The sequence below is a fragment of the Pseudomonas sp. URIL14HWK12:I12 genome (genome assembly GCF_003097135.1).
Classification (GTDB): domain Bacteria; phylum Pseudomonadota; class Gammaproteobacteria; order Pseudomonadales; family Pseudomonadaceae; genus Aquipseudomonas.
In genome coordinates this window covers 1-20,756 of sequence record NZ_QEQL01000004.1, presented here as the reverse complement: position 1 = coordinate 20,756, position 20,756 = coordinate 1, and the positions used below count along the sequence as shown (strand labels likewise).

22 protein-coding genes are annotated in these 20,756 nt (G+C 61.1%); 6 read left to right on the top strand and 16 right to left on the bottom strand.

All coding sequences use genetic code 11. The features are described from left to right. The first annotated feature begins 1 nt into the window (after nt 1). Nucleotides 2-832, top strand: a complete 831-nt coding sequence (gene nudC / locus F474_RS12870) for an NAD(+) diphosphatase (RefSeq protein WP_097085220.1) — start codon at nt 2-4, stop codon at nt 830-832. Here the strand turns inward: nudC and F474_RS12865 are convergent. The 6 genes from F474_RS12865 to efeU form a co-directional block, all read right to left on the bottom strand. Continuing rightward, complete coding sequence (locus F474_RS12865) at nt 800-1,579, bottom strand: TSUP family transporter (RefSeq protein WP_097085271.1); 780 nt, start codon at nt 1,577-1,579, stop codon at nt 800-802. The two genes, nudC and F474_RS12865, sit on opposite strands and share 33 nt — an antisense overlap. A gap of 69 nt (nt 1,580-1,648) precedes the next feature. After that, nucleotides 1,649-2,413 (bottom strand): SDR family oxidoreductase, encoded by a 765-nt coding sequence (locus tag F474_RS12860; protein ID WP_097085221.1) that lies wholly within the window; start codon nt 2,411-2,413, stop codon nt 1,649-1,651. A gap of 96 nt (nt 2,414-2,509) precedes the next feature. Further along, the gene (gene efeO, locus F474_RS12855; protein ID WP_097085222.1) at nt 2,510-3,331 is read right to left on the bottom strand and encodes an iron uptake system protein EfeO; all 822 of its coding nucleotides are present in this window, start codon (nt 3,329-3,331) and stop codon (nt 2,510-2,512) included. A 34-nt stretch (nt 3,332-3,365) separates the two neighbouring features. Next, nucleotides 3,366-4,685, bottom strand: coding sequence for an iron uptake transporter deferrochelatase/peroxidase subunit (gene efeB / locus F474_RS12850; RefSeq protein WP_097085223.1), 1,320 nt, complete (start codon nt 4,683-4,685; stop codon nt 3,366-3,368). Between the two features lie 18 nt (nt 4,686-4,703). Then, nucleotides 4,704-5,894, bottom strand: a complete 1,191-nt coding sequence (gene efeO, locus F474_RS12845) for an iron uptake system protein EfeO (RefSeq protein WP_097085224.1) — start codon at nt 5,892-5,894, stop codon at nt 4,704-4,706. An 8-nt stretch (nt 5,895-5,902) separates the two neighbouring features. Continuing rightward, nucleotides 5,903-6,745 carry an iron uptake transporter permease EfeU gene (gene efeU, locus F474_RS12840; RefSeq protein WP_097085225.1) on the bottom strand — a complete coding sequence of 281 codons (843 nt, stop codon included), beginning with the start codon at nt 6,743-6,745 and terminating at the stop codon, nt 5,903-5,905. A 269-nt stretch (nt 6,746-7,014) separates the two neighbouring features. Between efeU and F474_RS12835 the strand changes: the two genes are divergently transcribed. Continuing rightward, on the top strand, nt 7,015-7,419 hold the full coding sequence (locus tag F474_RS12835) for a TraR/DksA C4-type zinc finger protein (protein ID WP_097085226.1): 405 nt from the start codon (nt 7,015-7,017) through the stop codon (nt 7,417-7,419). Between the two features lie 81 nt (nt 7,420-7,500). Next, a complete protein-coding gene (locus F474_RS12830) occupies nt 7,501-9,129 on the top strand; it encodes a methyl-accepting chemotaxis protein (protein WP_141400652.1) in 1,629 nt (542 codons plus the stop codon). A 223-nt stretch (nt 9,130-9,352) separates the two neighbouring features. On the opposite strand, the gene F474_RS12825 is transcribed toward F474_RS12830, so the two are convergent. Next, entirely contained in the window at nt 9,353-9,598 is a 246-nt protein-coding gene (locus F474_RS12825) for a DUF2789 family protein (RefSeq protein ID WP_097085228.1), read from the bottom strand. Between the two features lie 170 nt (nt 9,599-9,768). On the opposite strand from F474_RS12825, the gene F474_RS12820 reads away from it, so the two are divergent. Beyond that, entirely contained in the window at nt 9,769-10,239 is a 471-nt protein-coding gene (locus tag F474_RS12820; RefSeq protein WP_097085229.1) for a hypothetical protein, read from the top strand. A gap of 1 nt (nt 10,240) precedes the next feature. On the opposite strand, the gene mnhG is transcribed toward F474_RS12820, so the two are convergent. The 6 genes from mnhG to F474_RS12790 are packed head-to-tail and all read right to left on the bottom strand — an operon-like array spanning nt 10,241 to nt 16,163. Next, the gene (gene mnhG, locus F474_RS12815) at nt 10,241-10,558 is read right to left on the bottom strand and encodes a monovalent cation/H(+) antiporter subunit G (RefSeq protein WP_097085230.1); all 318 of its coding nucleotides are present in this window, start codon (nt 10,556-10,558) and stop codon (nt 10,241-10,243) included. Next, nucleotides 10,555-10,833, bottom strand: coding sequence for a K+/H+ antiporter subunit F (locus F474_RS12810; protein WP_097085231.1), 279 nt, complete (start codon nt 10,831-10,833; stop codon nt 10,555-10,557). The genes mnhG and F474_RS12810 overlap by 4 nt, the downstream gene beginning before the upstream one ends. Beyond that, nucleotides 10,830-11,312, bottom strand: a complete 483-nt coding sequence (locus F474_RS12805; RefSeq protein WP_097085232.1) for a Na+/H+ antiporter subunit E — start codon at nt 11,310-11,312, stop codon at nt 10,830-10,832. The genes F474_RS12810 and F474_RS12805 overlap by 4 nt, the downstream gene beginning before the upstream one ends. After that, nucleotides 11,309-12,910: a monovalent cation/H+ antiporter subunit D gene (locus F474_RS12800; RefSeq protein ID WP_097085233.1), complete on the bottom strand. Its 1,602-nt coding sequence runs from the start codon at nt 12,908-12,910 to the stop codon at nt 11,309-11,311. The genes F474_RS12805 and F474_RS12800 overlap by 4 nt, the downstream gene beginning before the upstream one ends. Continuing rightward, nucleotides 12,907-13,251 carry a Na+/H+ antiporter subunit C gene (locus F474_RS12795; RefSeq protein ID WP_097085234.1) on the bottom strand — a complete coding sequence of 115 codons (345 nt, stop codon included), beginning with the start codon at nt 13,249-13,251 and terminating at the stop codon, nt 12,907-12,909. Before F474_RS12795 ends, F474_RS12800 begins: the two co-directional genes overlap by 4 nt. After that, on the bottom strand, nt 13,251-16,163 hold the full coding sequence (locus F474_RS12790) for a monovalent cation/H+ antiporter subunit A (RefSeq protein WP_097085235.1): 2,913 nt from the start codon (nt 16,161-16,163) through the stop codon (nt 13,251-13,253). Before F474_RS12790 ends, F474_RS12795 begins: the two co-directional genes overlap by 1 nt. A gap of 248 nt (nt 16,164-16,411) precedes the next feature. Here F474_RS12790 and F474_RS12785 point away from each other — a divergent pair, with 248 nt between their 5' ends. Continuing rightward, nucleotides 16,412-16,657, top strand: a complete 246-nt coding sequence (locus tag F474_RS12785; RefSeq protein ID WP_097085236.1) for a hypothetical protein — start codon at nt 16,412-16,414, stop codon at nt 16,655-16,657. 1 nt (nt 16,658) lies between these two features. Here the strand turns inward: F474_RS12785 and F474_RS12780 are convergent, their stop codons facing one another. Then, complete coding sequence (locus F474_RS12780; RefSeq protein WP_097085237.1) at nt 16,659-17,033, bottom strand: termination factor Rho; 375 nt, start codon at nt 17,031-17,033, stop codon at nt 16,659-16,661. Nucleotides 17,034-17,161: 128 nt separating this feature from the next. Here F474_RS12780 and F474_RS12775 point away from each other — a divergent pair, with 128 nt between their 5' ends. Further along, nucleotides 17,162-18,964, top strand: coding sequence for an aminopeptidase P family protein (locus tag F474_RS12775; RefSeq protein ID WP_097085238.1), 1,803 nt, complete (start codon nt 17,162-17,164; stop codon nt 18,962-18,964). On the opposite strand, the gene F474_RS12770 is transcribed toward F474_RS12775, so the two are convergent. After that, nucleotides 18,961-19,242 carry a hypothetical protein gene (locus F474_RS12770; protein WP_097085239.1) on the bottom strand — a complete coding sequence of 94 codons (282 nt, stop codon included), beginning with the start codon at nt 19,240-19,242 and terminating at the stop codon, nt 18,961-18,963. The two genes, F474_RS12775 and F474_RS12770, sit on opposite strands and share 4 nt — an antisense overlap. A 139-nt stretch (nt 19,243-19,381) precedes the next feature. Next, nucleotides 19,382-20,263: a threonine/homoserine exporter RhtA gene (gene rhtA, locus F474_RS12765; protein WP_097085240.1), complete on the bottom strand. Its 882-nt coding sequence runs from the start codon at nt 20,261-20,263 to the stop codon at nt 19,382-19,384. Nucleotides 20,264-20,756 lie beyond the last annotated feature (493 nt).

Sequence of the window (20,756 nt, the reverse complement as noted above, 5' to 3'; positions counted from 1 at the left end):
GATGCCTGAACGCTGGATCACTGCGGTACTGGACACTACTTCCACCGGCGGCTGGGCAGTCGCACGCTCGCCGAAAGGGTTCCTCCAAGGCAGCCAGGGTGTACTGTTCTCCCGCGACTGGCTCAAGCAAAAAGGCCTGCCGATCCTGTTCGAACATGGTATTGGTCGCTTCGACGGGGAGCCTGTCTACCTGATCGAGCTCGCAGATGCAGTGGCTCTGGACGGCTGCCAGTGGCAGGGGCTGCGCCAATTCATGCTCGAGCCGGGTTTCGAGCACTACCGGGTACTGGCCTACGCCGCGCAGATCGGAACATGGGCGCTGGAGCACCAGTTCTGTGGGCGCTGTGGCCAGCCGACCACACAGGTTGCGGGTGAGCGAGCGATGGCTTGCGCTCAGTGCGAGCTGCGGGCGTATCCGCGCATTTCGCCCAGCATGATCGTGTTGGTTACCCGCGGCGATGAAATCCTTCTGGCACGCTCACCGCGTTTCGTATCCGGGGTCTACAGCACCCTGGCCGGTTTTGCCGAGCCGGGGGAGTCTGCCGAAGAGTGCCTGGTGCGTGAGGTTCGTGAGGAGGTCAGCCTGGAGGTGAGCAACATCCGGTACGTCGGCAGCCAATGCTGGCCGTTCCCGCATTCGATGATGCTGGGCTTTCATGCCGACTATGCCGGTGGCGACATCGTGCCTCAGCCTGACGAAATCGAGGATGCGCGCTGGTTTCACGTTGACGACCTGCCGCCGCTTCCGGCATCGCGCTCGATTGCCCGCTACCTGATCGACCTCTACGTCGCACGACGGCTAGGCCTGCCCGAACCAGTGCTGCCAAGCTAACCGGGCGGTCAGCGCCAGCACCACGCAAATGAACACCGGGCGAATGAACTTCGCCCCTCCACCGATCGCACTGCGGGCCCCGAAAAAGGCGCCCAGCATTACGCACCCACCCATGCACAGGCCTACCAGCCAATCCACGCTGCCTGAAGTCGCGAACACTGCCAGCGCAGCGCCATTGCTGACGAAGTTCATGGTGCGGGCGACCCCGCTGGCGCGGACCATGTCGAGCGGGTACATCAGCAGCGAACTGACCGTCCAGAATGCACCGGTGCCCGGCCCGGCGACCCCATCATAGAAGCCCAGCGCCAGGCCCTGCGGAATCTGCCGGCGCTTGGCAATGGGCAAGTCGCTGTCCAACGGCGCATTGGGTGTGCGGCCGAACAGGACGTACAGGGCACAGGCGAAAACAATCAGAGGCAACATGCGGTTGAGCCACTCAGCCGGCAGGTAATGCGCTACACCCGCACCGAGCAGGGCACCGCCCAGCGTGCTCCAGAGCGCGCGCTTCCAGCGCCGGGGGTGGAACAGCTTGCGGCGGTAGAAGGTGAGGCTGGCGATGGCTGAACCGAATGTGGAGCTGAGCTTGTTGGTGCCTAGCACCAGGTGCGGCGGGAACCCCGCGGTGAGCAGTGCGGGTGTGGTCAACAGCCCGCCGCCCCCTGCAATGGCGTCGATAAACCCGGCCACGAAGGCGACGGCAGATAGCACCGCCAAAACGGCAGGGGCGACGGACAGTTCGAGAATCATGGGCAGGTCACAACCAGGGGGCGCGCAACCGCGCGCGCCGAAGGCCGCCATTCTACGCCAGCACGCCGCTCATGCCAGCAGCCCGCCATCTACTTCCAGTGCAGTGCCGGTGGTATAGCTCGCGGCATCGCTCGCCAGGTACAGCACGGCACCGGCCATTTCCTCGGGCCTTGCCATCCGGCCGAGCGGAATACGCGGCAGCCATTGCTTGAGGACCTGCGGGTTTTGAGTGAGTGCCGACGCGAACTGTGTATCGGTCAGGCCGGGGAGCAGGGCGTTGCAACGAATCCCCAGCGCCGCACACTCTTTGGCGAAAACCTGGGTCATGTTGATCACTGCCGCCTTTGTGATCGAATACACCCCTTGCATCGGTGCCGGCTGCACGCCATTGACCGACGCCACATTGATGATGCTGCCGCCGCCATGCTCGCGCATCAGCTTGCCTGCCGCCACGCAGGCGAAGAAATAGCCGCGCAGGTTGACGTCCACCGTTTTCTGAAAAGCTTCAGCGGTGGTGTCCAGCACATGGCCGAACTGCGGGTTGGTGGCCGCATTGTTGACGAGAATATCGAGCCGGCCGAATTCCTCGCGAATGCGTGTAAAGGCTGTCTCTATTTGAGCCAAATCACCCATGTGGCAGGCCAGTGCGGTGGCTTTGCCGCCATCGTCGCGGATACGCTGGGCGACTGCTTCGCAAGCTGGGGCTTTACGGCTGGCGACGATGACATGAGCGCCGTGTTGTGCCAGCAGGCGGGCGATAGCTTCGCCGATGCCACGGCTGGCGCCGGTGACCAAGGCGATCTTTGCGGAAAGGTCGAAGGGTGAAGAGGGCATGCTGGGCTCCTTTTGGGTTTCAAGGAGCCTAGCATCCAGCGACGAGCTACGGGCTATGCCGAGGCCTGATTGCGCTTGCAGATTGCTTCGTGCAACTTAGTTCAGACCCAACTTGCCGCGCAGGGTCGAGAGGTCTTCAGCCAGGGTGTTGACCGGGCCCACAAGCGCCTTGCGGTCCCGCTCTGAGACCTTGTCATAGGTTTCGAACCCACCGTCCTTGGTCTTGTACTTGGCCAGAATCTTGTCGACGGTGGCGAAGTTCTTCTCGACCTTGTCGGCGAACGCCTTGTCCTGCTTGAGGATCTGTGGCTTGAACAGCTCGAAGATCTTCTTGGCGCCGGTCACGTTGCCGTCGAAGTCGTACAGGTCAGTGTGGCTGTATCGATCCTCTTCGCCGGAGACCTTGGTTGCAGCCACTTCTTCCATCAGCGCAGCTGCGCCGCCGACCACTTTCTCGGGCGGGAAGGTCAGCTCGGCGATGCGTTGTTGCAGGTCCTTGACGTCCTTGATCAGGCCGTCGGCGAAGCCTTCGTAGCCTTGGGTAGTGTTTTTGGCGTACAGGCCATATTCCAGCCGATGGAAGCCGGTGAAGTCGTCTGCTTTCACACCCTGCTCATGGTCGTCCTCGCGCGAGTCGATCGACTTGTCCAAGTCGTCGAACAGTTCGGCGATCGGCTCGATGGCTTCATAGTGCACGCGGGTAGTGGGGTAGAGCTTCTTCGCGGTGGCGATGTCGCCTTTTTTCACGGCATCAGTGAAAGCCTGAGTTTCGGTGACCAGCTTGCCGACTTCTTCAGTGACGTAGATCTTGTAGTCGGAGATCGGTTGCACCAGGTCCAGCGACGAGGCACTGGCAGCGTAGCTCGGTGCGCTCAGCACACCGAGGGTGAACAGCAAAGCCAGAGGCGTTTTTTTCATGCGGGGCTCCCCAGTTGTCATGCGTCTTTGGTGATCAAGCGGTCTTGCTGTTGTCGGCTGCCTGCAGCAGCGAGCGGCCCATGAAATCGTCTTTGCCGATCACGCCGGGCAAGGCGAAGAAGTAGCCGCCCCCGGTGGGCTTGAGGTATTCCTCCAACGGCTCGCCGTTCAAGCGCGTCTGCACGGTGATGAAGCCTTTGAGCAGGTCGGCCTGGTAGCAGATGAACAGCAAGCCCATGTCAAGCTGGCCGTTTTTCATCACGCCATTGGAATAGTTGAAGGGGCGACGCAGGATCAGGTTGGCCTGCGAGGCGGCTGTGCGCGGGTTGGCCATGCGGATGTGCGAGTTCAGCGCGGTGACTTTGCCAGCCGGGTCCTTGCTGTAGTCGGGCACGTCGGTTTCGTGTTTGCCATCCATGGGCGCACCGGTCGCCTTCTTGCGGCCGAATATGGCTTCCTGCTCCTGCAACGGGGTGCGGTCCCAGCGTTCGACGAAGTTACGGATGATGCGCACGGCTTGGTAGCTACCGTGGGCGGCCCAGGCCGGCTCATCGCTGCCCGGCTGCACCCACACGATCTGGTCCATTGCCTTGGCATCGGCCGAATCAGGGTTGGCCGACCCATCGCGAAAGCCCAGAAAGTTGCGCGCGCTCTGCTCGGGCTCGCCAGGCTTGGTGGGCGCTTGCGGTGGCACGGTGCCTTCCTGTTTCCAGCGTACGTAAAGCAGGTCCGGTAGGTTCTTGACGATGTCGCGCAGGGCGTGAATGTTTGTGTCGGGCGTGTTGGAGCAGAACTGCAGGGTCAGGTCACCATGGCAGTTTTCTTCTTCCAGCGCGTCATTGGGAAAGCCCACCATCCGGATCAACCGCTTGGGCTTGGCGTGCGCCAGGCCATAGCGATCATCGAACAACGAGGCCCCCACCGCCACCGTGATGGTCAGATTGTCCGGGGTGACGTTGGGGCCAAGAATGCCCGAATCCAGCGGCGGCAGCTTAGGGTCGACGTCGGCGACCGGGCCGCCTTTGGTCAGGAAGCGGATGCGCTCGTCCAGCGTCCGGAACATCCGCTCCAGATCGTCACGGTCGTTGGCGAGTACATCGAAGGCCACCAGCATGCCTGCAGCCGGGCGGGGCGTAACGATGCCGGCCTGGTGCACGCCTTCATAGGGCTGATGATCCTGGGTCTTGTCACTCTTGGGCGCGTCTGTGACCTGGTGCTCGGCGTGCGCGCTGGCAGCGTGAGCCCCCATCGGGCAGGTCAGGGCACCGCCGGCCAGCGCGGCCCCGGCGGCACCAAGACCCAGCAGTACGCGGCGGCGGTCGGGGGAGTGGGCGTTACAGTCTTTATCGCTCATCGGTTCTGTTCCACGGTGTTACAGGGCCGACAGGCCCAGGGCCTGGTCGATACCGTCAAGGCTGTCGGCCAGGGCTTTGGCAGCGCTCGCCAGCGCCTTGCGCTGGTCGTCGCCTACTTTGTCGTACGGGCGATAACCTTGGCCTTCACGCAGGGCATCGAGTTGGGCCTTGAGCGCCTGCCGATTGCTGTCGAGTTGCGAGACCAGCGAAGCGGCTCGCTTCTCCAGGAGCGGATGCATCAGGTCGATGACCTTGCCGGCACCCTCCAGGTTGGCCGCGAAACCGTTCAAGTCCAGATGGCTATAGCGCTCTTCCTGGCCATTGAAGCGGTTCTCGCCCAGGGTGCGCAGGTTGCGCGAAACGATGCTGACCAGCTGGTCCGGCGGGATGGGGGTCGCCAGCAGCTGGGCCTTAAGGGCGGTCACATCGGCCTGCAAGCGGTGGGCTATCGGGGCCAGGCCCTCGATGCTGTTTTGCTCGAACAGGCCGTACTCAAGGCGGTGGAAACCAGTAAAGGCCGGGTCTTGCTCGCGCTTTTCGTAATAGTCGGCGCGCGCGTCGATGGCATTGTTGAGCTCGGCAAACCGTTGCGCGGCCGGTGCGATGCGCTGGTAGGAAGCTCGGGCAGGGGCGTAGGCTGCGCGTGCGCCCGCCAGGTCGCCGGCATCGATAGCCTGGGCCAGTGCGTCGACGCCTTGGATCAAGCCGGTGCCCTGGATGCTCAGGTAAACGCGGTACTCCGACAGCGGGCCGAGAAAGGCGGTCATCTCCGGGCGCGCTTTGGCGCGAGCTTCGGATTCAGCCGTAGCGGTCACTTTCAGCGTGCCGCGCGGGTTGGACAGCAGGCCGCAGGTGATGGCGTATTCGCCTGGCTCGAGGTTGGCATTGATCACCTGGCTCAGGCCGGGCGTGATGTTCTCACGCTCCTCGACCACCAACACGCCGTCGAGTATTTCCCATTCGACTGCGCGGTCGCTGGCGTTGACGATACGAAAGCTCGTCTTGCCTGCCGGCACGGTCAATGCATTCGGCTCGCACTGTTTGGGGTGGATGGTGACGGTGATCTCACTGCCGGCGTTGGCCTTACGCTTTTCGCCAGCGACCTTAGAGGCATAGTAGAACAGGCCGCCTGCGGCGATCAGAACGACCACCGAGCCTGCCACCGCCGCACGCAGCAGGCGGGGCGGCTGTTGAGTTGGGTTGGACATGGTGCCCCTTAAGGCTGGGTAACGGGAGAGGTTGATCGGGCAGGCGCCGGCTTGCCCGGAAGGAAAAACAGGATCAGGGCGAAGGCCATGTACAGGGCCCATGCGCCGAGAACACTCACGGTGGGAGCATCCTGATAGCCGAACATGCCTGCCAGAACAGAGCCGACGGGGCCGTCCATTGGCAGCGTTGCGCTGACGTCGAACACCACTTCCTGAAGGCTGTTCCAGACACCGGCTTCATGCAGCGAGCGTACCGAGTTGGCCAGAATCCCGGCCGCGACCACCAGGATGAACAGGCCTGTCCAGCGGAAGAACTGGGACAAGTTGAGCTTGAGGCTGCCTCGATAGAGTGCTAGCCCGATCGCAACGGCACCTAGCAGGCCAAGCAACGCGCCGAGCGGTGCGCCCAGGCCTTCGCTTTGCTGAAAGATCGCCAGCAAGAAGAAGACTGTCTCCAGGCCCTCCCGGGCGACGGCGAAAAACACCATGGCGATCAACGCAAGCGTCTGGTTGCGCGACCCTGCCAGGGCCTGTTCCAGCGAACCGTGCAACTCGGTTTTGAGCGAACGGGCCACCTTGCGCATCCATACCACCATGGAGCTAAGGATGATCACGGCCATGAAGCCGATGAGCGACTCGAATAGCTCCTGCTGTTTTTGCGGAAACTCGGCAGCCACCAGCTCAAGGCCGCCACCCACCAGCAGCGCCAATGCGCCGGCCAGCAACACGCCGATCCAAACAGCCGGCATCCACTGGCCGCGGCCGGTTTGCTTGAGGTAGCTGGCAATGATGCCAACAATGAGCGCGGCTTCAATCCCTTCGCGCAGCATGATCAAAAAAGGAACGAGCATTTACTGCAAACCGCCTGCTAATGAAAGTGCGCAGTTGTAACATAATGAGAACCATTACTGAATACCCTGCTAGCTTTTTCGTGCGCTGGGTCAAGCTTCGTATCGCCGCACCTTTGCAAGCCGGCCCCTGCTGATGCCTTGCGTCAAATCCCTTCGCTTGGCTATTGCTGCGCGCGGCCTGCGCCCTTAGACTGCCGCCCCTCATACGCAATGCCGGGCGCCCACTGTGCCCTTATCGTGTTCGCACGCAGGTTTTAATCGAGAGATCCATGACGAAGGATGAGCTGCTGGCGATGCCGGCCGACGACTACATGAACGCCGCGCAACTGGCCTATTTCCAGGGAATGATCCAGGCCCTGAAAATCGAAACCCAGGAGCGTATCGAGCTGAGCCGCCAGGCCATCGAGAGCCTGGAATCGCCTGCCGACCCGGCCGACGTGGCGTCGGTCGAAGAGGAGCGGCACTGGCTGGTCAATGCGATCGAGCGTGATCAGCGGCTCCTGCCCCAACTGGAAATGGCACTCGGCCGTATTGCCGAAGATACCTTTGGCTGGTGCGACGACAGCGGTGAGCCTATCGGCCTGAAGCGCCTGCTGATCAGCCCGATCACCAAATACTGCATCGAAGCTCAAGAACGCCACGAGCAGATCGACAAGCACCAGCGTCAGGCCTGAAGACCTGCCAGTCGTCGGCCCCTACCAAGGCAGCATGGCCACTGGCTAACTGATAGCGCATGCTGCGGGCATAAAAATAGAATGCCCGCAGGAGTCGCGATCATGAGCATCGGCCAGCCAACCGCCCTGCAGGGGCCCGCGCCCACCCTTCGGCCCCGGTCGCGCGTGGCCTTGTTATGCTGGTTCGCTCTCCAAGCGCTGATACTGGGCGGGCTGTTCTGGGCGGCACAGGTGATGGGCTTGCCGATCTGGGCGTGTGTGGTGCTGGCGCTCGTGGCTCACTGGATCCCTGGCCGCATGCGACCAGAATTACCCATGGCAGGGCGGGCCGCCGGCGGTGTTGGTGAACTGGCTGCTGACCTGGCTCAGCACACCAGCCAGAACGCTCTATCGGCCGCAGGTGTGGCCTGGGCCGTAAAGCAGTTGGCGCAGCGCCTGGAGTCACAGCTGGCCTCTGCCGCCCAAATCGTCGAGAGCGCCCAGGCGATGATCCAGACGGTCGACAGCACTGCGGCGCAGGGTGGCCAGGCGCTGGAAGCGGCCAGCAGCGTTCATGCGTGCGCCGGCGCCGGCCAAGCGGCGCTGAATGAATCCATTCAACGGATGCATCAGCTCAGCCAACGGGCCAGTCACAGCCGGCAGACCATAGAGGTACTGGCCCAACTCGGCGAAAGCATTCAGCGTGTGGCTGCAACCATTCAGTCGATCGCCAGCCAAACCAACCTGCTTGCGCTCAATGCGGCGATCGAAGCCGCTCGGGCGGGTGAGCATGGTCGCGGTTTCGCGGTAGTCGCGGACGAAGTTCGTGGCCTTGCCGCCCGTACTGCTTCGGCCACTGAGGAAGTCGGCCAGATGGTCGGTGAAATCCAGCAGCGTACCGGGGAGGTGGTCGGGCAGATCCATCAATTGACCGATGAGCTGCAAGCGGGCGTGGAGCAGGTGCACGGCACAGGCGAGCAGCTTGCGCAAATAGCGAGCCTTGCCGCGGGGGTCGAAAGCCGGATGGGAAGTATTGATCAGGGGGCCCGCGCCAATCGTGAACAGCTCGCCACTTTGTTCGAAGCGATCGAGCGCATGCGCGGGGACCTTGCCGTCAGTGACGAGCGCACTCACCAGCTTGACCGTGCTGCTGTCGAGCTACAAGCGCAGGCCGAAGGCCTTAGCGAGCGGCTGGCTGAGGTAGGCCTGGATGACTATCACCAGCGGGTATTCGACCTCGCAAGGGAAGGCGCGCAGGCCATAGCGATGCGATTCGAAGCCGACTTGGCAGCGGGGCGGATCGGATTGGACGATCTGTTTGACCGCCATTACGTGCTCCAGGCCGGTACTGACCCCGCCAAGTACAGCACTCGCTTTGACCGCTATACCGATCAGGTGCTGCCTGCGATACAAGAACCGCTTCTGAAGCGCCATGAAGGATTGGTCTTCGCCATTGCTTGTACACCCCAGGGCTATGTGCCCACCCACAATCAGGCGTTCAATCGCGCGCCTACGGGGGATTTGGCTCATGACCGTGCCTGGTCGCGCAGCAAGCGGCGCTTTGATGATGCCACTGGTATACGTTGCGGCAGCCACCAAAAACCCATGTTGCTTCAGACCTACACGCGCGATACGGGCGAGCTCATGCACGACTTGTCAGTCCCCATCATGGTGGGAGGCCGACATTGGGGTGGCCTGAGGCTGGGTTACAAGCCCGCGACAAGCAAATAATGGTGTATTGGCCAGCCAATGGTGGCAAAATCGGCCCACTTTTGGGGGCATGTTGGCGATGGTATAAAGGCGCGCTCGCCTGCGCTCGACAATGCACGGCCAGCCGATTTGCTGTAGGTGGGGCGAAGAAAAGCGACCGCTCGATCGCTCTCCTTTGCCGGCTCCGGGTCGCGCTCAAGGGCCGTGAGCCCGCCTGAGCGGCCAGTGGGTCGGCAGTCAATGCCTAAGCGGCATTGGCGTCCGAGTGCAGACGTACGTTCAATTCATCCACCCACAACGCTTCCGGCCCGTCCGCCAGGATGGCCTCCTTGAGTAAAGCGGCCTGCGCTTCGTTCCAGAAGTCGGCATCGGACACCTTCTGGTCGTTGGGCAATTGGTGCTTTTCGATGAACGCATCAATGTTACTGGCTGAGTTGTCCAGCCCCAGCTGTTGAAAGAGCGTGCTAAGGGTGTGGTTTTCCAGTTCCATATCGAGCCTCCAGGGCAATCAGGGTTTCCAGACACTGAAGGTTTGAAGGGCCAGTGGCAGGGAAGTTTCTTTGATTATCCTTCCACGGGCCGGTTAGTGTTCGAGTTATAAGGTTTGGCACTTGTCTTTATGGCACGCGCTATCGGTTTTTCATGTTAGAGGATCCATCATTGGCCGTCGGTAGTCTTGAGATGCATGCCCTGTTCGTTCTGGGTGATTTGCGGGTTCAATTGGTCAAGCTGTTTCAATCTCGGTTCGTTTACATCGTCGAGCAGTCTGCTGACGGCCTTTACATGGCGGAAATCGACACCCAGCAGGCCTTGGTGGTCGATGACAAGCCTGGGCTGGAGTTGAAAGTGGGGGATCATTTTCGTGCTGCCGTATTGCCCAGCCGTGAGGGCGGCAAGTTTGAGGTGCGGTTTCGCGAGCACAAGGCCGTGGTGCTCGATGAGCGGGACTTCGCTACGGTCGCCACGTCCGCAGGTCACGGCGTTGTGCTAAGGGATGGGCAGAGCGTGCTGATGGTGTTCGCAGCTCATGAGCAGTTGCAGGGCGGCCTCGGCCGGCCGCTGAAGGCGGCGGTGGCTAAGGTCGCGAAATGGCGCGCCGGTACTATCACCTTCAAAGCTAATACCGCCTGAGCTAGCGGGTTTCGGCATTGTGCTGTTTTGCTTGGCGAAATAGCGCCGTGCGTGCCAGTAACAGGGTGCTGATCGGCGTGGTGATAGCCAGCAGCAGGGGAATCAGCCAGCCTTGGGGCCGCGGGTGCCCAGATGCCATGCTGAAGGCCAGTACGCAGGCAGTGCTGATGCACCACGCTGCCAACGTGTAGCCAAGTGCCGGCGCATGCAACCTCTGGAAAAAGTCTTTGAAACGCAGCAACCCCACTGCGCCCAGCAATGCCAATGTTGCGCCTGCCAGCACAAGCAGCGCCATCGCCACCTCGGCGAACACACTCATTCGATCACCTCACCCCGTAATAGGAAACGCGCCAGTGCAAAGCTGCTGGTAAAGCCCAGCAGCGCAATCAACAGTGCGGCTTCGAAGTAAGTGTCACTGGCATAGCGAATACCGAGTACCAACATGCTGAGCATACCTAACAGGTACAGGTAATCCAGTGCAAGCACGCGGTCTTGAGCCGATGGCCCCACAAACAGGCGGATCACTGTGATGATCATTGCCAGCCCGAGAATACCAAGGCTGGCAAGGATGGCATTGGCCAGCAGGCCGGTCATGGGAAGATCTCCAGCAGAGGTTGCTCATAGTGAGCCTTGAAATCAGTGATGAAGCGCTTTTCGTCGTCGAGCGACAGCACGTGTATCAGTAGATGGTCGCGCTCTCTCGACAGCTTGCACCACACGGTTCCGGGCACGGCGCAGCTGATGACGGCCAGTACCGCCAGCCCTTGGGGGCTGCGCAATTGCAAGGGAACCTCGACCCATGCGCTGGCCGGTGGCCGGCGGCGCAATACCTGCACTGCGACCTGCAGATTGGAATGCAGCAGGTCGGTCATCACCCGGGCGACGAGCCGTACGGTTACAGCGGGCCTGGCTGCCCGGCCACTACCAGGGCGCAGGTCGGCAACCAGCAAGGGCACTGCCAACCCTAATAACGCTGCCAGCAATAGATGACCGGCACTCAGTGACCCGTTGAGCAACAACCACAAGGCTGAAAGGCTCAGGGACAGGCCTGGATGAGGAAGCACGCGCTTCATGGAGCCTCCCTTTCGGTTGCTGCTGCGGCCAATACCGGGTGGATGTACTGGCCCGGGTCGAGCAGCGCCTGTGCGCTCGCCCGGGTGTATTGCAATAACGGCTCGGCACGTAAGGTCAGCACCACGCACAGGCTGAGCAACGCCACCACGGCACAGCATTCTAGGGGGCGCAGTGCCGGCCGATGGGGTTGCGCCGGGCTCCAGAGGCGCAACATGCCTACTCGGCTCAATGCCATCAGTGCGGCTATACCTGCCAGAACAAGCAGTAGTACCAACGCCCAACCCGTTGCCCCAGGCGGTTGCGCCTCCAGGATTGCCGCGATCAGGTTGATCTTGCCTATAAAGCCTGCAAGCGGCGGCATGCCTATGACCATCAGGGCGCACAGGATGAACGCCAGGCCGAGGAAAGCGGTGTTCCAGGGGATGACGCGCCCGACCAAGGCCCGTTGTTCATCGTCCAGGTTCACATCTTGGGGAGGGTGCAACGTTTCGAGAGGTGCGGGCAGCGGGCAGTCCTCATCGTCGAGCGGTACGTCGTTGGCAGCGCGTGCCCTCTCGATCAGTTCGGCGATCAGGAACAGAGCGGCAACCGCCAGTGTGGAACCTACCAGGTAAAACAGCGCAGCGCCGAGCAGTCGTTCGCCGCCCAGGCCGATAGCTGCCAGCAAGGTGCCGGCCGACACAAGGATATTGAGCGCGGCCAAGCGCTCAAGCCGGCGCGCGGCAAGCAGCCCCAGGACGGCACACGTCAAGGTTGCGAGGCCACCACCTACCAGCCAGGCCTGGCCGAAACCGTCTGGAAATGCCAGCGCCCAGAGCCGCAGGACCGCGTATACACCGACCTTGGTCATCAAGCTGAACAGCGCTGCTACCGGGGCACTTGCGGCGCCGTAGGCAGGTACCAGCCATGCATTCAGCGGCCACATGCCAGCTTTGGTCAGAAAGGCAATCGCCAGGATGGCCACGCCAGCATGCAGTAGCCCGATGTCGTGGGGCGTGACCTGGGACACCTTCACCGCGATGTCCGCCATATTGAGCGTGCCGGTTACGCCATAGACGAGGGCCGCGCCTACCAGGAACAAGGACGACGCGACCAGGTTGATCGCCAGGTAGTGCATGCCTGCCAGTACGCGCGCACGGCCAGAGCCATGTAGCAACAGCCCGTACGATGCGGCCAGCATCACTTCGAAGAACACGAATAGGTTGAAGAGGTCGCCCGTGAGGAATGCGCCGTTCAGACCCAGCAGTTGCACCTGAAACAGGGCGTGGAAATGGGCGCCGGCGCGGTCCCAGCGCGCCAGTGCGAACAACAGCGTCGCACAGCCCAGTACGGCGGTAAGCAACACCATCATCGCACTCAAACGATCGAGCACTAGCACGATGCCGAATGGCGCTGGCCAGTTCCCAGCAAGGTATACGCCATTGGCGGTATCGGCCTGCTGGACAAGGCCAAAGGCGAGTACCGCTCCGGCAAAGGTCGCGGCAAGGTTGAGCCAGCCCTTGAGGCGGCGGCGTTTTTCGCTGATCAGCAACAGCAGCGCCGCAGTGAGCAGCGGCAGCACGATAGCGGCGATCAGCCCATGTTGTGCCAGGTTCATGAGGGGTGCTCCTGGCCATCGACGTGGTCGGTGCCCGTCAGCCCGCGCGAGGCGAGCATCACCACCAGAAACAGTGCCGTCATCGCGAAGCCGATGACGATAGCGGTCAAGACCAGTGCCTGAGGCAGCGGGTCGGTATAGTGGAGGAGGTCTGGAGGAACACCTGGGCGGATGATCGGCTCTTTGCCTATGAACAGGCTACCCATGCTGAAGATGAATAAATTGACCGCATATGACAACAGGCACAACCCCATGATGACTTGGTAGGTGCGCGGCCGGAGCACCAGCCAGACGCCCGAGGCGCAGAGGGCGCCGATAGCGATTGCGATGACTTCTTCCATCAAGCGACTCCTTCGGGCGCGACGGCGCGTGGAAGAGGGGCCTGGCGGTGAGCACGTACGGACTGGTGCGCCAACGCAGTCAGGATGAGCAATGTCGAGCCGACGACCACTGTGAATACCCCTATGTCAAAGAACAGCGCGCTGGCAATGTGCATTTCGCCAAGCAAAGGCAGTTCAAGGTGTGCTGTATGGGTGGTCAGGAAAGGGAAACCCCACAGCAGGGCACCGGCGCCCGTCAGGGTCGCACAGGCGATGCCAGCGCCGAGCCAGCGTAGCGGGCGCAAGCTCAGGCGCGCTTCTACCCATTGGGTACCGGCCACCATGTATTGCAGGATGAACGCAACTGCGACTACGAGCCCGGCCACGAAACCGCCGCCGGGCTCGTTATGCCCACGCATGAACAAAGAACACGCCACGACAATCGCGATGGGCAGCAGCAGGCGCACCAGCACCGCCGGTACCAGCATCACCCCCTTCGCGGCATCCTTGGCGCCGCGTGAGTTCTGGAGATCCAGGCTCAGGTCGTCGCCAGCTGATTGTTGCTGGCGGGGTAGGGTGATGGACTCGCGTGCAGGGCGAAAGCGGCGTAGCAGCGCGAAGATCGTCAAGGAGACCACGGCCAGCACCGTGATTTCACCTAAAGTATCGAAGCCTCGAAAATCAACCAGCATCACATTGACCACATTCGAGCCACCACCCTGTGGCACCGCGTGAGTGAGGTAATAACCGGATATCTCGTTAGGGGTCGGGCGAGTTAACATGGCATACGAAAGCGCAGCCATACCACTACCGACCAAAACTGCCAGGCATGCATCCCGCAAGCGCCGGTTGCGAGCACCTCGTTCAGGGGCGGCTACGGCTTCAGGCAAGCGGCGCGGCAGCCAGCGCAACCCCAGCAGGATCAGCAAGGTTGTCACGACCTCGACCACCAGCTGAGTCAGCGCCAGGTCAGGGGCTGAGAACCAGATGAACGTGATGCAGGTCATCAGCCCACAGACGCCGACCATGATCAGGGCAGCCAGGCGGTGGTATTTTGCCTGCCATGCCGCGCCCAGTGCACAGGCGATAGCGATCAGCCACAGCACTACGAAAATTCCGGAACCGGCGATCTTGGGGCGGTCTCCCCAACTCAGCCCTTGCTCGCCGAACGGCAAGGCAGCGGCTATCAAAACCACGCCCAACAAGGTGAAAAGTTGAGGCTGCAGGCGGCGGGTAGTCAACCGGCTGGAGACCCGCCGGGCGTACAGCGTGACCCACGCCGAGCATTTGTCGAACGCCCGTTGCCCGTCTAGCGCCCCTAGCAGTGGCGGCACGGTAGTTTGGCCTGCCGTGATCCTGCGCTGCATCAGCAAATAGATGCCCACCCCTGCCACCATTGCGATGAGGCTCATCACCAGGGGCGCATTCACGCCGTGCCATATTGCGAGGCTGTAGGCTGGCAGCGACCCACCCACCACCGGGGTTGCGGCCACGGCCAATACCGGGCCGACCGACCATGCCGGGAAGATGCCGACCACAAGGCAACCAAGAACCAACAGCTCCACAGGTACGCGCATCCAGCGCGGCGGTTCGTGAGGGGTGCGAGGCAGATTTGCTGCCTGCTCCCCAAAGAATACCTGGCATACCAGGCGCAACGAATAGGCAACGCTGAAGGTGCCGGCAAGCGTTGCGATGACGGGCAGGGCGTATTCGACCCAGGGGCTGGACTGGATGAACACGGTTTCGGCGAAGAACATTTCTTTGGAAAGGAAGCCGTTGAGCAATGGCACGCCGGCCATGGCCGCGCTGGCGACCATTGCCAGAGTACAGGTATAGGGCAAGGCCCGGCGCAATCCGCTGAGCCGACGCAGGTCACGGGTGCCGCTTTCGTGGTCTATGATCCCGGCTGCCATGAACAGCGAGGCCTTGAATGTGGCGTGGTTGAGAATATGGAAGACCGCAGCCACTGCGGCCAGGTCGCTGTTGAGCCCGAGCAACAAGGTGATCAGGCCCAGGTGACTCAGGGTCGAGTAGGCAAGCAGGCTCTTCAGGTCGTGCTGGAAAATGGCGCACCAGGCACCGAGCAGCAGCGTGCAGGCGCCGGCCCCACCGACAATCCAGAACCACGCATCGCTGCCAGACAGCACCGGCCAAAGCCGTGCCAGCAGAAATACACCTGCCTTTACCATAGTGGCTGAATGCAGATAGGCAGACACAGGCGTGGGTGCAGCCATCGCGCGGGGCAGCCAGAAGTGAAAGGGAAATTGCGCGCTCTTGGTCAGGGCACCCAGCAATATCAGCACCAGCGCCAGTGGGTACCACGGGTGCTCGCGCACCGCCTGCCCACGGGCGAGTAGTTCACTCAACTCGTAGCTACCCGCCATCTGCCCCAGCACCAGTATGCCGACAAGCAGGCAGAGACCACCTACCCCTGTGGTCACCAATGCCATGTAGGCGCCCCGTCGAGCATCGCTGCGGTGGTGCCAATAACCGATCAGCAGGAATGAAAACAGGCTGGTCAGTTCCCAGAAGAACACTATCTGCAATAGATTGCCGGAGATGACTACCCCCAGCATGCTGCCCATGAACGCTAGGAAGAACGAGAAGAAACGAGGCACCGGGTCTTGGGGTGACATGTAGTAGCGGGCATAAAGCGACACCAGCGAACCCATGCCCATGACCAGGGTGGCGAACAGCCAGGCGAAACCGTCGAGCCGGAGTGTGATGTTCAGGCCCAGCGAAGGCAACCAGGCCCATGTTTGCTGAATGATCTCTCCGCGTGCAATGGTGGGGAACCACCAGACGAGCTGAAGCGTGCCTGCCAGGGCGATCGAGCCAGCCAGCAGGGCCTGGGTGTTGCGAGCATTGTGCGGGAGCAGTGCGGCCAGGACTGCGCCTGTGAATGGGAGCAACAAGAGTGCAATCAAGGACATAACAGCTCACCCAATGGATCAGTTGGGCATCATACGGGTGGCTCGGCCCTAGGGTAGCTATGGCGACCACGCAATGTATGACAGGATTTTTCGGTATCGACAGGCTGTTTCAAACCCTAGCGAAATAGCTTCGGCAGCCGGTGAGTGCTTTCGGAACTCCGATAGTCACTATCAGGAGGGTCGATTTTTCCGCAGGTTCCAATGTGTCTAGCCTGAGCAATAGGCAATCGGCTCATCGGACATTACTTATGAGACACCTTCCACTGTTCATCGCCGCAGCCGCTGCATTATGGCTGCAGGGGTGCGCGAGCCATCCGGAGACGCGCGCTTTCACCGAGCAAGAGCGCTACCAGCTGTCAATGGAGTCGCTTAATCGTCAGGGCCTGCCCTATGATGATTACATGCGAGAAAAAGCCCAGCTGCTGCGTGCTCAGAGTGAGCAGGCAGGGCGGTGGGTTCAGCTGCCGCCCCCAGCCAGAGCCCGCGAGGGCTAGGTCAGTCTTCATGCAAGGCCTCCACCAAAGCTTGTTTGTTCATGGTAGAGCGGCCAGCTATGTTTCGTTGGCGAGCCTCCAGGAGCAGCGAAGCTTTGGTTTGCTGCGACAGCGCCTGGCGGCTGTTACGTGCCAACCCTTGACGTGAGCTGGCGGCGCGCTTAGCTGAACTGCGCCTGGCCTGTGCTTTGGCCGCAGCCGGTTTGTTGGCGCCGCCGCCACTTTTTTCGCCTCCGCCAGATTGCTTATTCACCGTTGCCCACGCTCGGGCCTGCGCGGTGTCTTCCGCCACGCCTTTCTCACGATAGCTCTGTTCAATTTGCTCAGCTTTGCGTTTTTGAGCGGCGGTGTAGCTCGCCTTGCTGCCCCGGGCCATGTGTTTGATCCTGTTGCGGTGGTTTTGTATGCATCCGAGCCTTGCATGGCTCTGGGGTTCCTGGCAGTTGCCAGGCGGGAAGCCCTCAGCCATAGTCGCTGCGTTATCAATGATCAGGATCTACCAGGATGAGTGCCACTGCAGTAGCCCAGCGACTTGATCGTGCGCGCCAGACCCTTCGAGCCTTGGGCGGTGACGCGCTATTGGTACCGTCGGCCGATCCTCATCTGTCCGAATACCTGCCAGCGCATTGGCAGGCGAGGCAGTGGCTGAGCGGTTTCACAGGTTCGGTCGGCACGCTGGTGGTTACCGAGGCTTTCGCGGGCCTTTGGATCGATAGCCGCTATTGGGAACATGCCGAACGTGAGCTCGCAGGCACCGGTATCGAGACCGTGAAAGCGGGCCCCGGCACCCCGGGGCCCTATGAGTGGCTGGGCACGCAACTGCACCCAACCGCAACTGTCGTTGTGGATGGCGCAGTGCTGGGGTTGGCGGCTTCCAGGCAGTTGGACGAGCAACTGCAGGGGCGCGTGTTACGTACGGACATAGATATCTTCGATCAGCTATGGGAAGGGCGCCCGGCACTGCCGAGTGAGCCCGTAGTAGAGCACCCTGCCGACTTCGTCAGTGAGCCGGTCAGCCAGAAGCTGGCACGTGTACGCGAGGCGATGGCCACCCATCGTGCAGATCACCATTTTCTCGCCAGCCTCGACGACATTGGCTGGTTGTTCAATTTGCGTGGCAGCGACGTACCCTACAACCCGGTCTTTCTGGCCTACGCGCTGATCGAGCCTGCCTGCGCGACACTGTTCGTAGGCGGCGGCAAGCTTGCGCCGGCACTGGTCGAGCGTCTGGCTGCTGTGGGCGTGCAGGTAAGGGATTATTCTCAGATCGACCATGCACTTGCATCCATTGAGCCTGCGGGCAGGTTGCTGATTGATCCTGCACGAGTCACGTTAGGCGTCATGCAAAACGTGCCAGCCTCTGTGGTGCGAATCGAGGCAATTAATCCTTCTACGCTTTTCAAAGCTTGCAAGCAGGCAGCCGATATTGCCCATGTGCGCAATGCCATGGTCCAGGACGGCGCTGCTTTGTGCGAGTTTTTCGCTTGGCTGGAAGAGGCGTTGGAGCGGGGCGATGAAGTCACGGAGCTTTCCGTGGACGAGCAACTGACTGCTGCTCGGTCACGTCGGCCCCATTATGTGAGCCCTAGTTTCGCGACCATCGCCGCCTTCAGTGCCAATGGGGCGTTGCCTCATTATCGAGCCACCACCAGTGCTCACGCCCGCATCACTGGCGACGGGCTGTTATTGATCGACTCGGGTGCGCAGTATTTCGGAGGTACCACAGATATCACGCGCATGGTGCCGGTCGGGCAGCTGTCCATGGAGCAAATGCAGGATTGCACCCGGGTACTCAAGGGCACTATTGCGCTGTCACGGGCCCGTTTTCCCGAAGGCATTCCGTCACCCATGCTCGACGCCATCGCCCGCGCACCGTTGTGGGCCGATGGCGTCAACTATGGCCATGGTACGGGGCATGGTGTGGGCTATTTCATGAATGTGCATGAGGGCCCGCAAGTGATCGCCTACCAGGCCAATCCAGCGCCGACTACGGCCATGCGCGCTGGTATGGTCACCTCGATCGAGCCTGGTACCTATCGCCCGGGAAAATGGGGCGTACGGATCGAAAATCTTGTGGTGGCAGTGCCCAGCGAATGCCCTGAAACGTTCGGAGCTTTTCTGGAGTTTGAAACGCTCACGCTTTGCCCGATTGATACGCGCTGCCTTTTGCCCGAATTGCTGAGCCTCGAAGAGCGGCAGTGGCTGGACCGCTACCATGCGTTGGTACGTGAGCGCCTGGCTCCCTTGCTCCAAGGGCCGGCGGCGCAATGGTTGGAGCGGCGCACCAAGCCATTGGCCGCTGTCTAGCGGCAGATGACGATCATGCTTCGGCTGGTATAGCCGGCCGGGTTGATCCCGAAGAGAAACTGGCTATCCTCGCCTTCGCTGTCCTGCCCTGATTTGGCGATTGTTTTATAGCCATTGGGGCAGGCGTCGTTGGCTGTTTTATAACATTGCTCCCAAGAAGAACTTAGCCCTGAGCAACTGATGTGCAGGCCCTTACGGCCATGCTTTATTTCGCTGCGAGAGTGGGCGGCGCAACCTGAAAGCAGCGCCAGCGCAACGAAACACCAAAGCGTTTTCATGTCGTTCCTTGCATCGGGGGCCGGGTCTACGCCCGGTTGCTGAGCAATGCCGAGGGCTTATCCTGCCCTCGGGTGAGCGTTTACCTTCGCTTAAAAATCAAAGAATTACCAGTGCGTATTGCACCTCGGCAAGCGGCGTTCAGTCCGCCGCAGGCGCAGCGGCCACGGCGGATGCGGTCAGAGTTGCTCCCAGGCTTGCGCCGATGATTGCAACAATTGCCAACCATTGCAGGCCGCTGAGGTATTCGTGGAGAAATACCAATCCACTCAAGGCCGCAATAGCCGGCTCCAGGCTCATCAATGTGCCAAAGGTGCGTGCTGGAAGCCGAGCCAAGGCGATCATTTCGAGACTATAGGGCAGGGCAGTGGATAATACGGCGACCGCCAGGGCGGTAGGTATCAAGGCCCAGTCAAGCAATGCCGTTCCTGCGTGGGCAACACCGATCGGGGCGATGAACAGAGCTGCTACCACCACCCCCAGGCCGGCCATTTGCACGCCATGAGACTGGCCAGCTCGTTGCCCAAACAGGATGTATAACGCCCAGCACGCGCCGGCTCCCAGTGCGCAGGCAGCGCCGGTCATGTCCAGCGACGACCCCCCTGCCTGCAGGGGGACAAGCATGTACAGGCCTAAAGAGGCGAGGGCGATCCAGAGAAAGTCTACGCGCCGCCTCGACGAGACTAAAGCTACGGCCAATGGCCCGGTAAATTCGAGCGCGACTGCGATGCCTAGGGGGATGCTGCGCACCGCCATATAGAAGAGAAGGTTCATTCCTCCCAACGCAATGCCGTAGATGACTACATTACGCAGCGCCTGGCGATCCAGCCTCATTCGCCACGGGCGGAGGATGGCCAGCATCAGGATGGAGGCCAGTACAAGCCTTAGGGTGGTAGTGCCCTGAGGGCCAATCAACGGGAATAGAGACTTGGCCAGCGAGGCTCCGGACTGAATGGAAACCATGGCAGTCACCAGCAGGCCGACGCTAGCTAACGTGGTATGGAACGCGGAGGGCTTGAGCATACGGGGGGGCTTCTATATTAGAAAACGACGGATCTTGTTGCGCGGGGGCGACATCATGGGCTTACCGCCTTATGGCCGCAATATTGCGATTGTTTAAAATAAAGGTTGACGCCTGTTCTGAGCCCCTTATAATGCGCCCCACTTCCAGCGACAACGGAACGCGAAACTCCTTGAGATTCAACGAGTTAGCGATTTTGAAGATGCTGGAAGTGCTTCAGTCTCCGGATTGAACGCGGTGAAAAAGGTGGTTGACAGCAGGTTGTAACGCTGTAGAATTCGCCTCCCGCTTCAAGAGGCAGCGAAGCGAGTCAAGTGGTTGATGTTTCAAGAGTTTAACGAAAGCTTCTGAAAATAAACGCTTGACAGGAAATGAGGACAGCGTAGAATGCGCGCCTCGGTTGAAACGAAAGAATCAACCAACCGCTCTTTAACAACTGAATCAAGCAATTCGTGTGGGTGCTTGTGAGTTGGTCTGATGGTCGCTAGATTATCA

Bases quoted from the DNA above. Each gene is read 5' to 3' on its own strand.
- nudC (WP_097085220.1), top strand. From the start codon at position 2: ATGCCTGAACGCTGGATCACTGCGGTACTGGACACTACTTCCACCGGC.
- F474_RS12865 (WP_097085271.1), bottom strand. From the start codon at position 1,579: ATGATTCTCGAACTGTCCGTCGCCCCTGCCGTTTTGGCGGTGCTATCT.
- F474_RS12860 (WP_097085221.1), bottom strand. From the start codon at position 2,413: ATGCCCTCTTCACCCTTCGACCTTTCCGCAAAGATCGCCTTGGTCACC.
- efeO (WP_097085222.1), bottom strand. From the start codon at position 3,331: ATGAAAAAAACGCCTCTGGCTTTGCTGTTCACCCTCGGTGTGCTGAGC.
- efeB (WP_097085223.1), bottom strand. From the start codon at position 4,685: ATGAGCGATAAAGACTGTAACGCCCACTCCCCCGACCGCCGCCGCGTA.
- efeO (WP_097085224.1), bottom strand. From the start codon at position 5,894: ATGTCCAACCCAACTCAACAGCCGCCCCGCCTGCTGCGTGCGGCGGTG.
- efeU (WP_097085225.1), bottom strand. From the start codon at position 6,745: ATGCTCGTTCCTTTTTTGATCATGCTGCGCGAAGGGATTGAAGCCGCG.
- F474_RS12835 (WP_097085226.1), top strand. From the start codon at position 7,015: ATGACGAAGGATGAGCTGCTGGCGATGCCGGCCGACGACTACATGAAC.
- F474_RS12830 (WP_141400652.1), top strand. From the start codon at position 7,501: ATGCCCGCAGGAGTCGCGATCATGAGCATCGGCCAGCCAACCGCCCTG.
- F474_RS12825 (WP_097085228.1), bottom strand. From the start codon at position 9,598: ATGGAACTGGAAAACCACACCCTTAGCACGCTCTTTCAACAGCTGGGG.
- mnhG (WP_097085230.1), bottom strand. From the start codon at position 10,558: ATGAGTGTGTTCGCCGAGGTGGCGATGGCGCTGCTTGTGCTGGCAGGC.
- F474_RS12810 (WP_097085231.1), bottom strand. From the start codon at position 10,833: ATGACCGGCCTGCTGGCCAATGCCATCCTTGCCAGCCTTGGTATTCTC.
- F474_RS12805 (WP_097085232.1), bottom strand. From the start codon at position 11,312: ATGAAGCGCGTGCTTCCTCATCCAGGCCTGTCCCTGAGCCTTTCAGCC.
- F474_RS12800 (WP_097085233.1), bottom strand. From the start codon at position 12,910: ATGAACCTGGCACAACATGGGCTGATCGCCGCTATCGTGCTGCCGCTG.
- F474_RS12795 (WP_097085234.1), bottom strand. From the start codon at position 13,251: ATGGAAGAAGTCATCGCAATCGCTATCGGCGCCCTCTGCGCCTCGGGC.
- F474_RS12790 (WP_097085235.1), bottom strand. From the start codon at position 16,163: ATGTCCTTGATTGCACTCTTGTTGCTCCCATTCACAGGCGCAGTCCTG.
- F474_RS12785 (WP_097085236.1), top strand. From the start codon at position 16,412: ATGAGACACCTTCCACTGTTCATCGCCGCAGCCGCTGCATTATGGCTG.
- F474_RS12780 (WP_097085237.1), bottom strand. From the start codon at position 17,033: ATGGCCCGGGGCAGCAAGGCGAGCTACACCGCCGCTCAAAAACGCAAA.
- F474_RS12775 (WP_097085238.1), top strand. From the start codon at position 17,162: ATGAGTGCCACTGCAGTAGCCCAGCGACTTGATCGTGCGCGCCAGACC.
- F474_RS12770 (WP_097085239.1), bottom strand. From the start codon at position 19,242: ATGAAAACGCTTTGGTGTTTCGTTGCGCTGGCGCTGCTTTCAGGTTGC.
- rhtA (WP_097085240.1), bottom strand. From the start codon at position 20,263: ATGCTCAAGCCCTCCGCGTTCCATACCACGTTAGCTAGCGTCGGCCTG.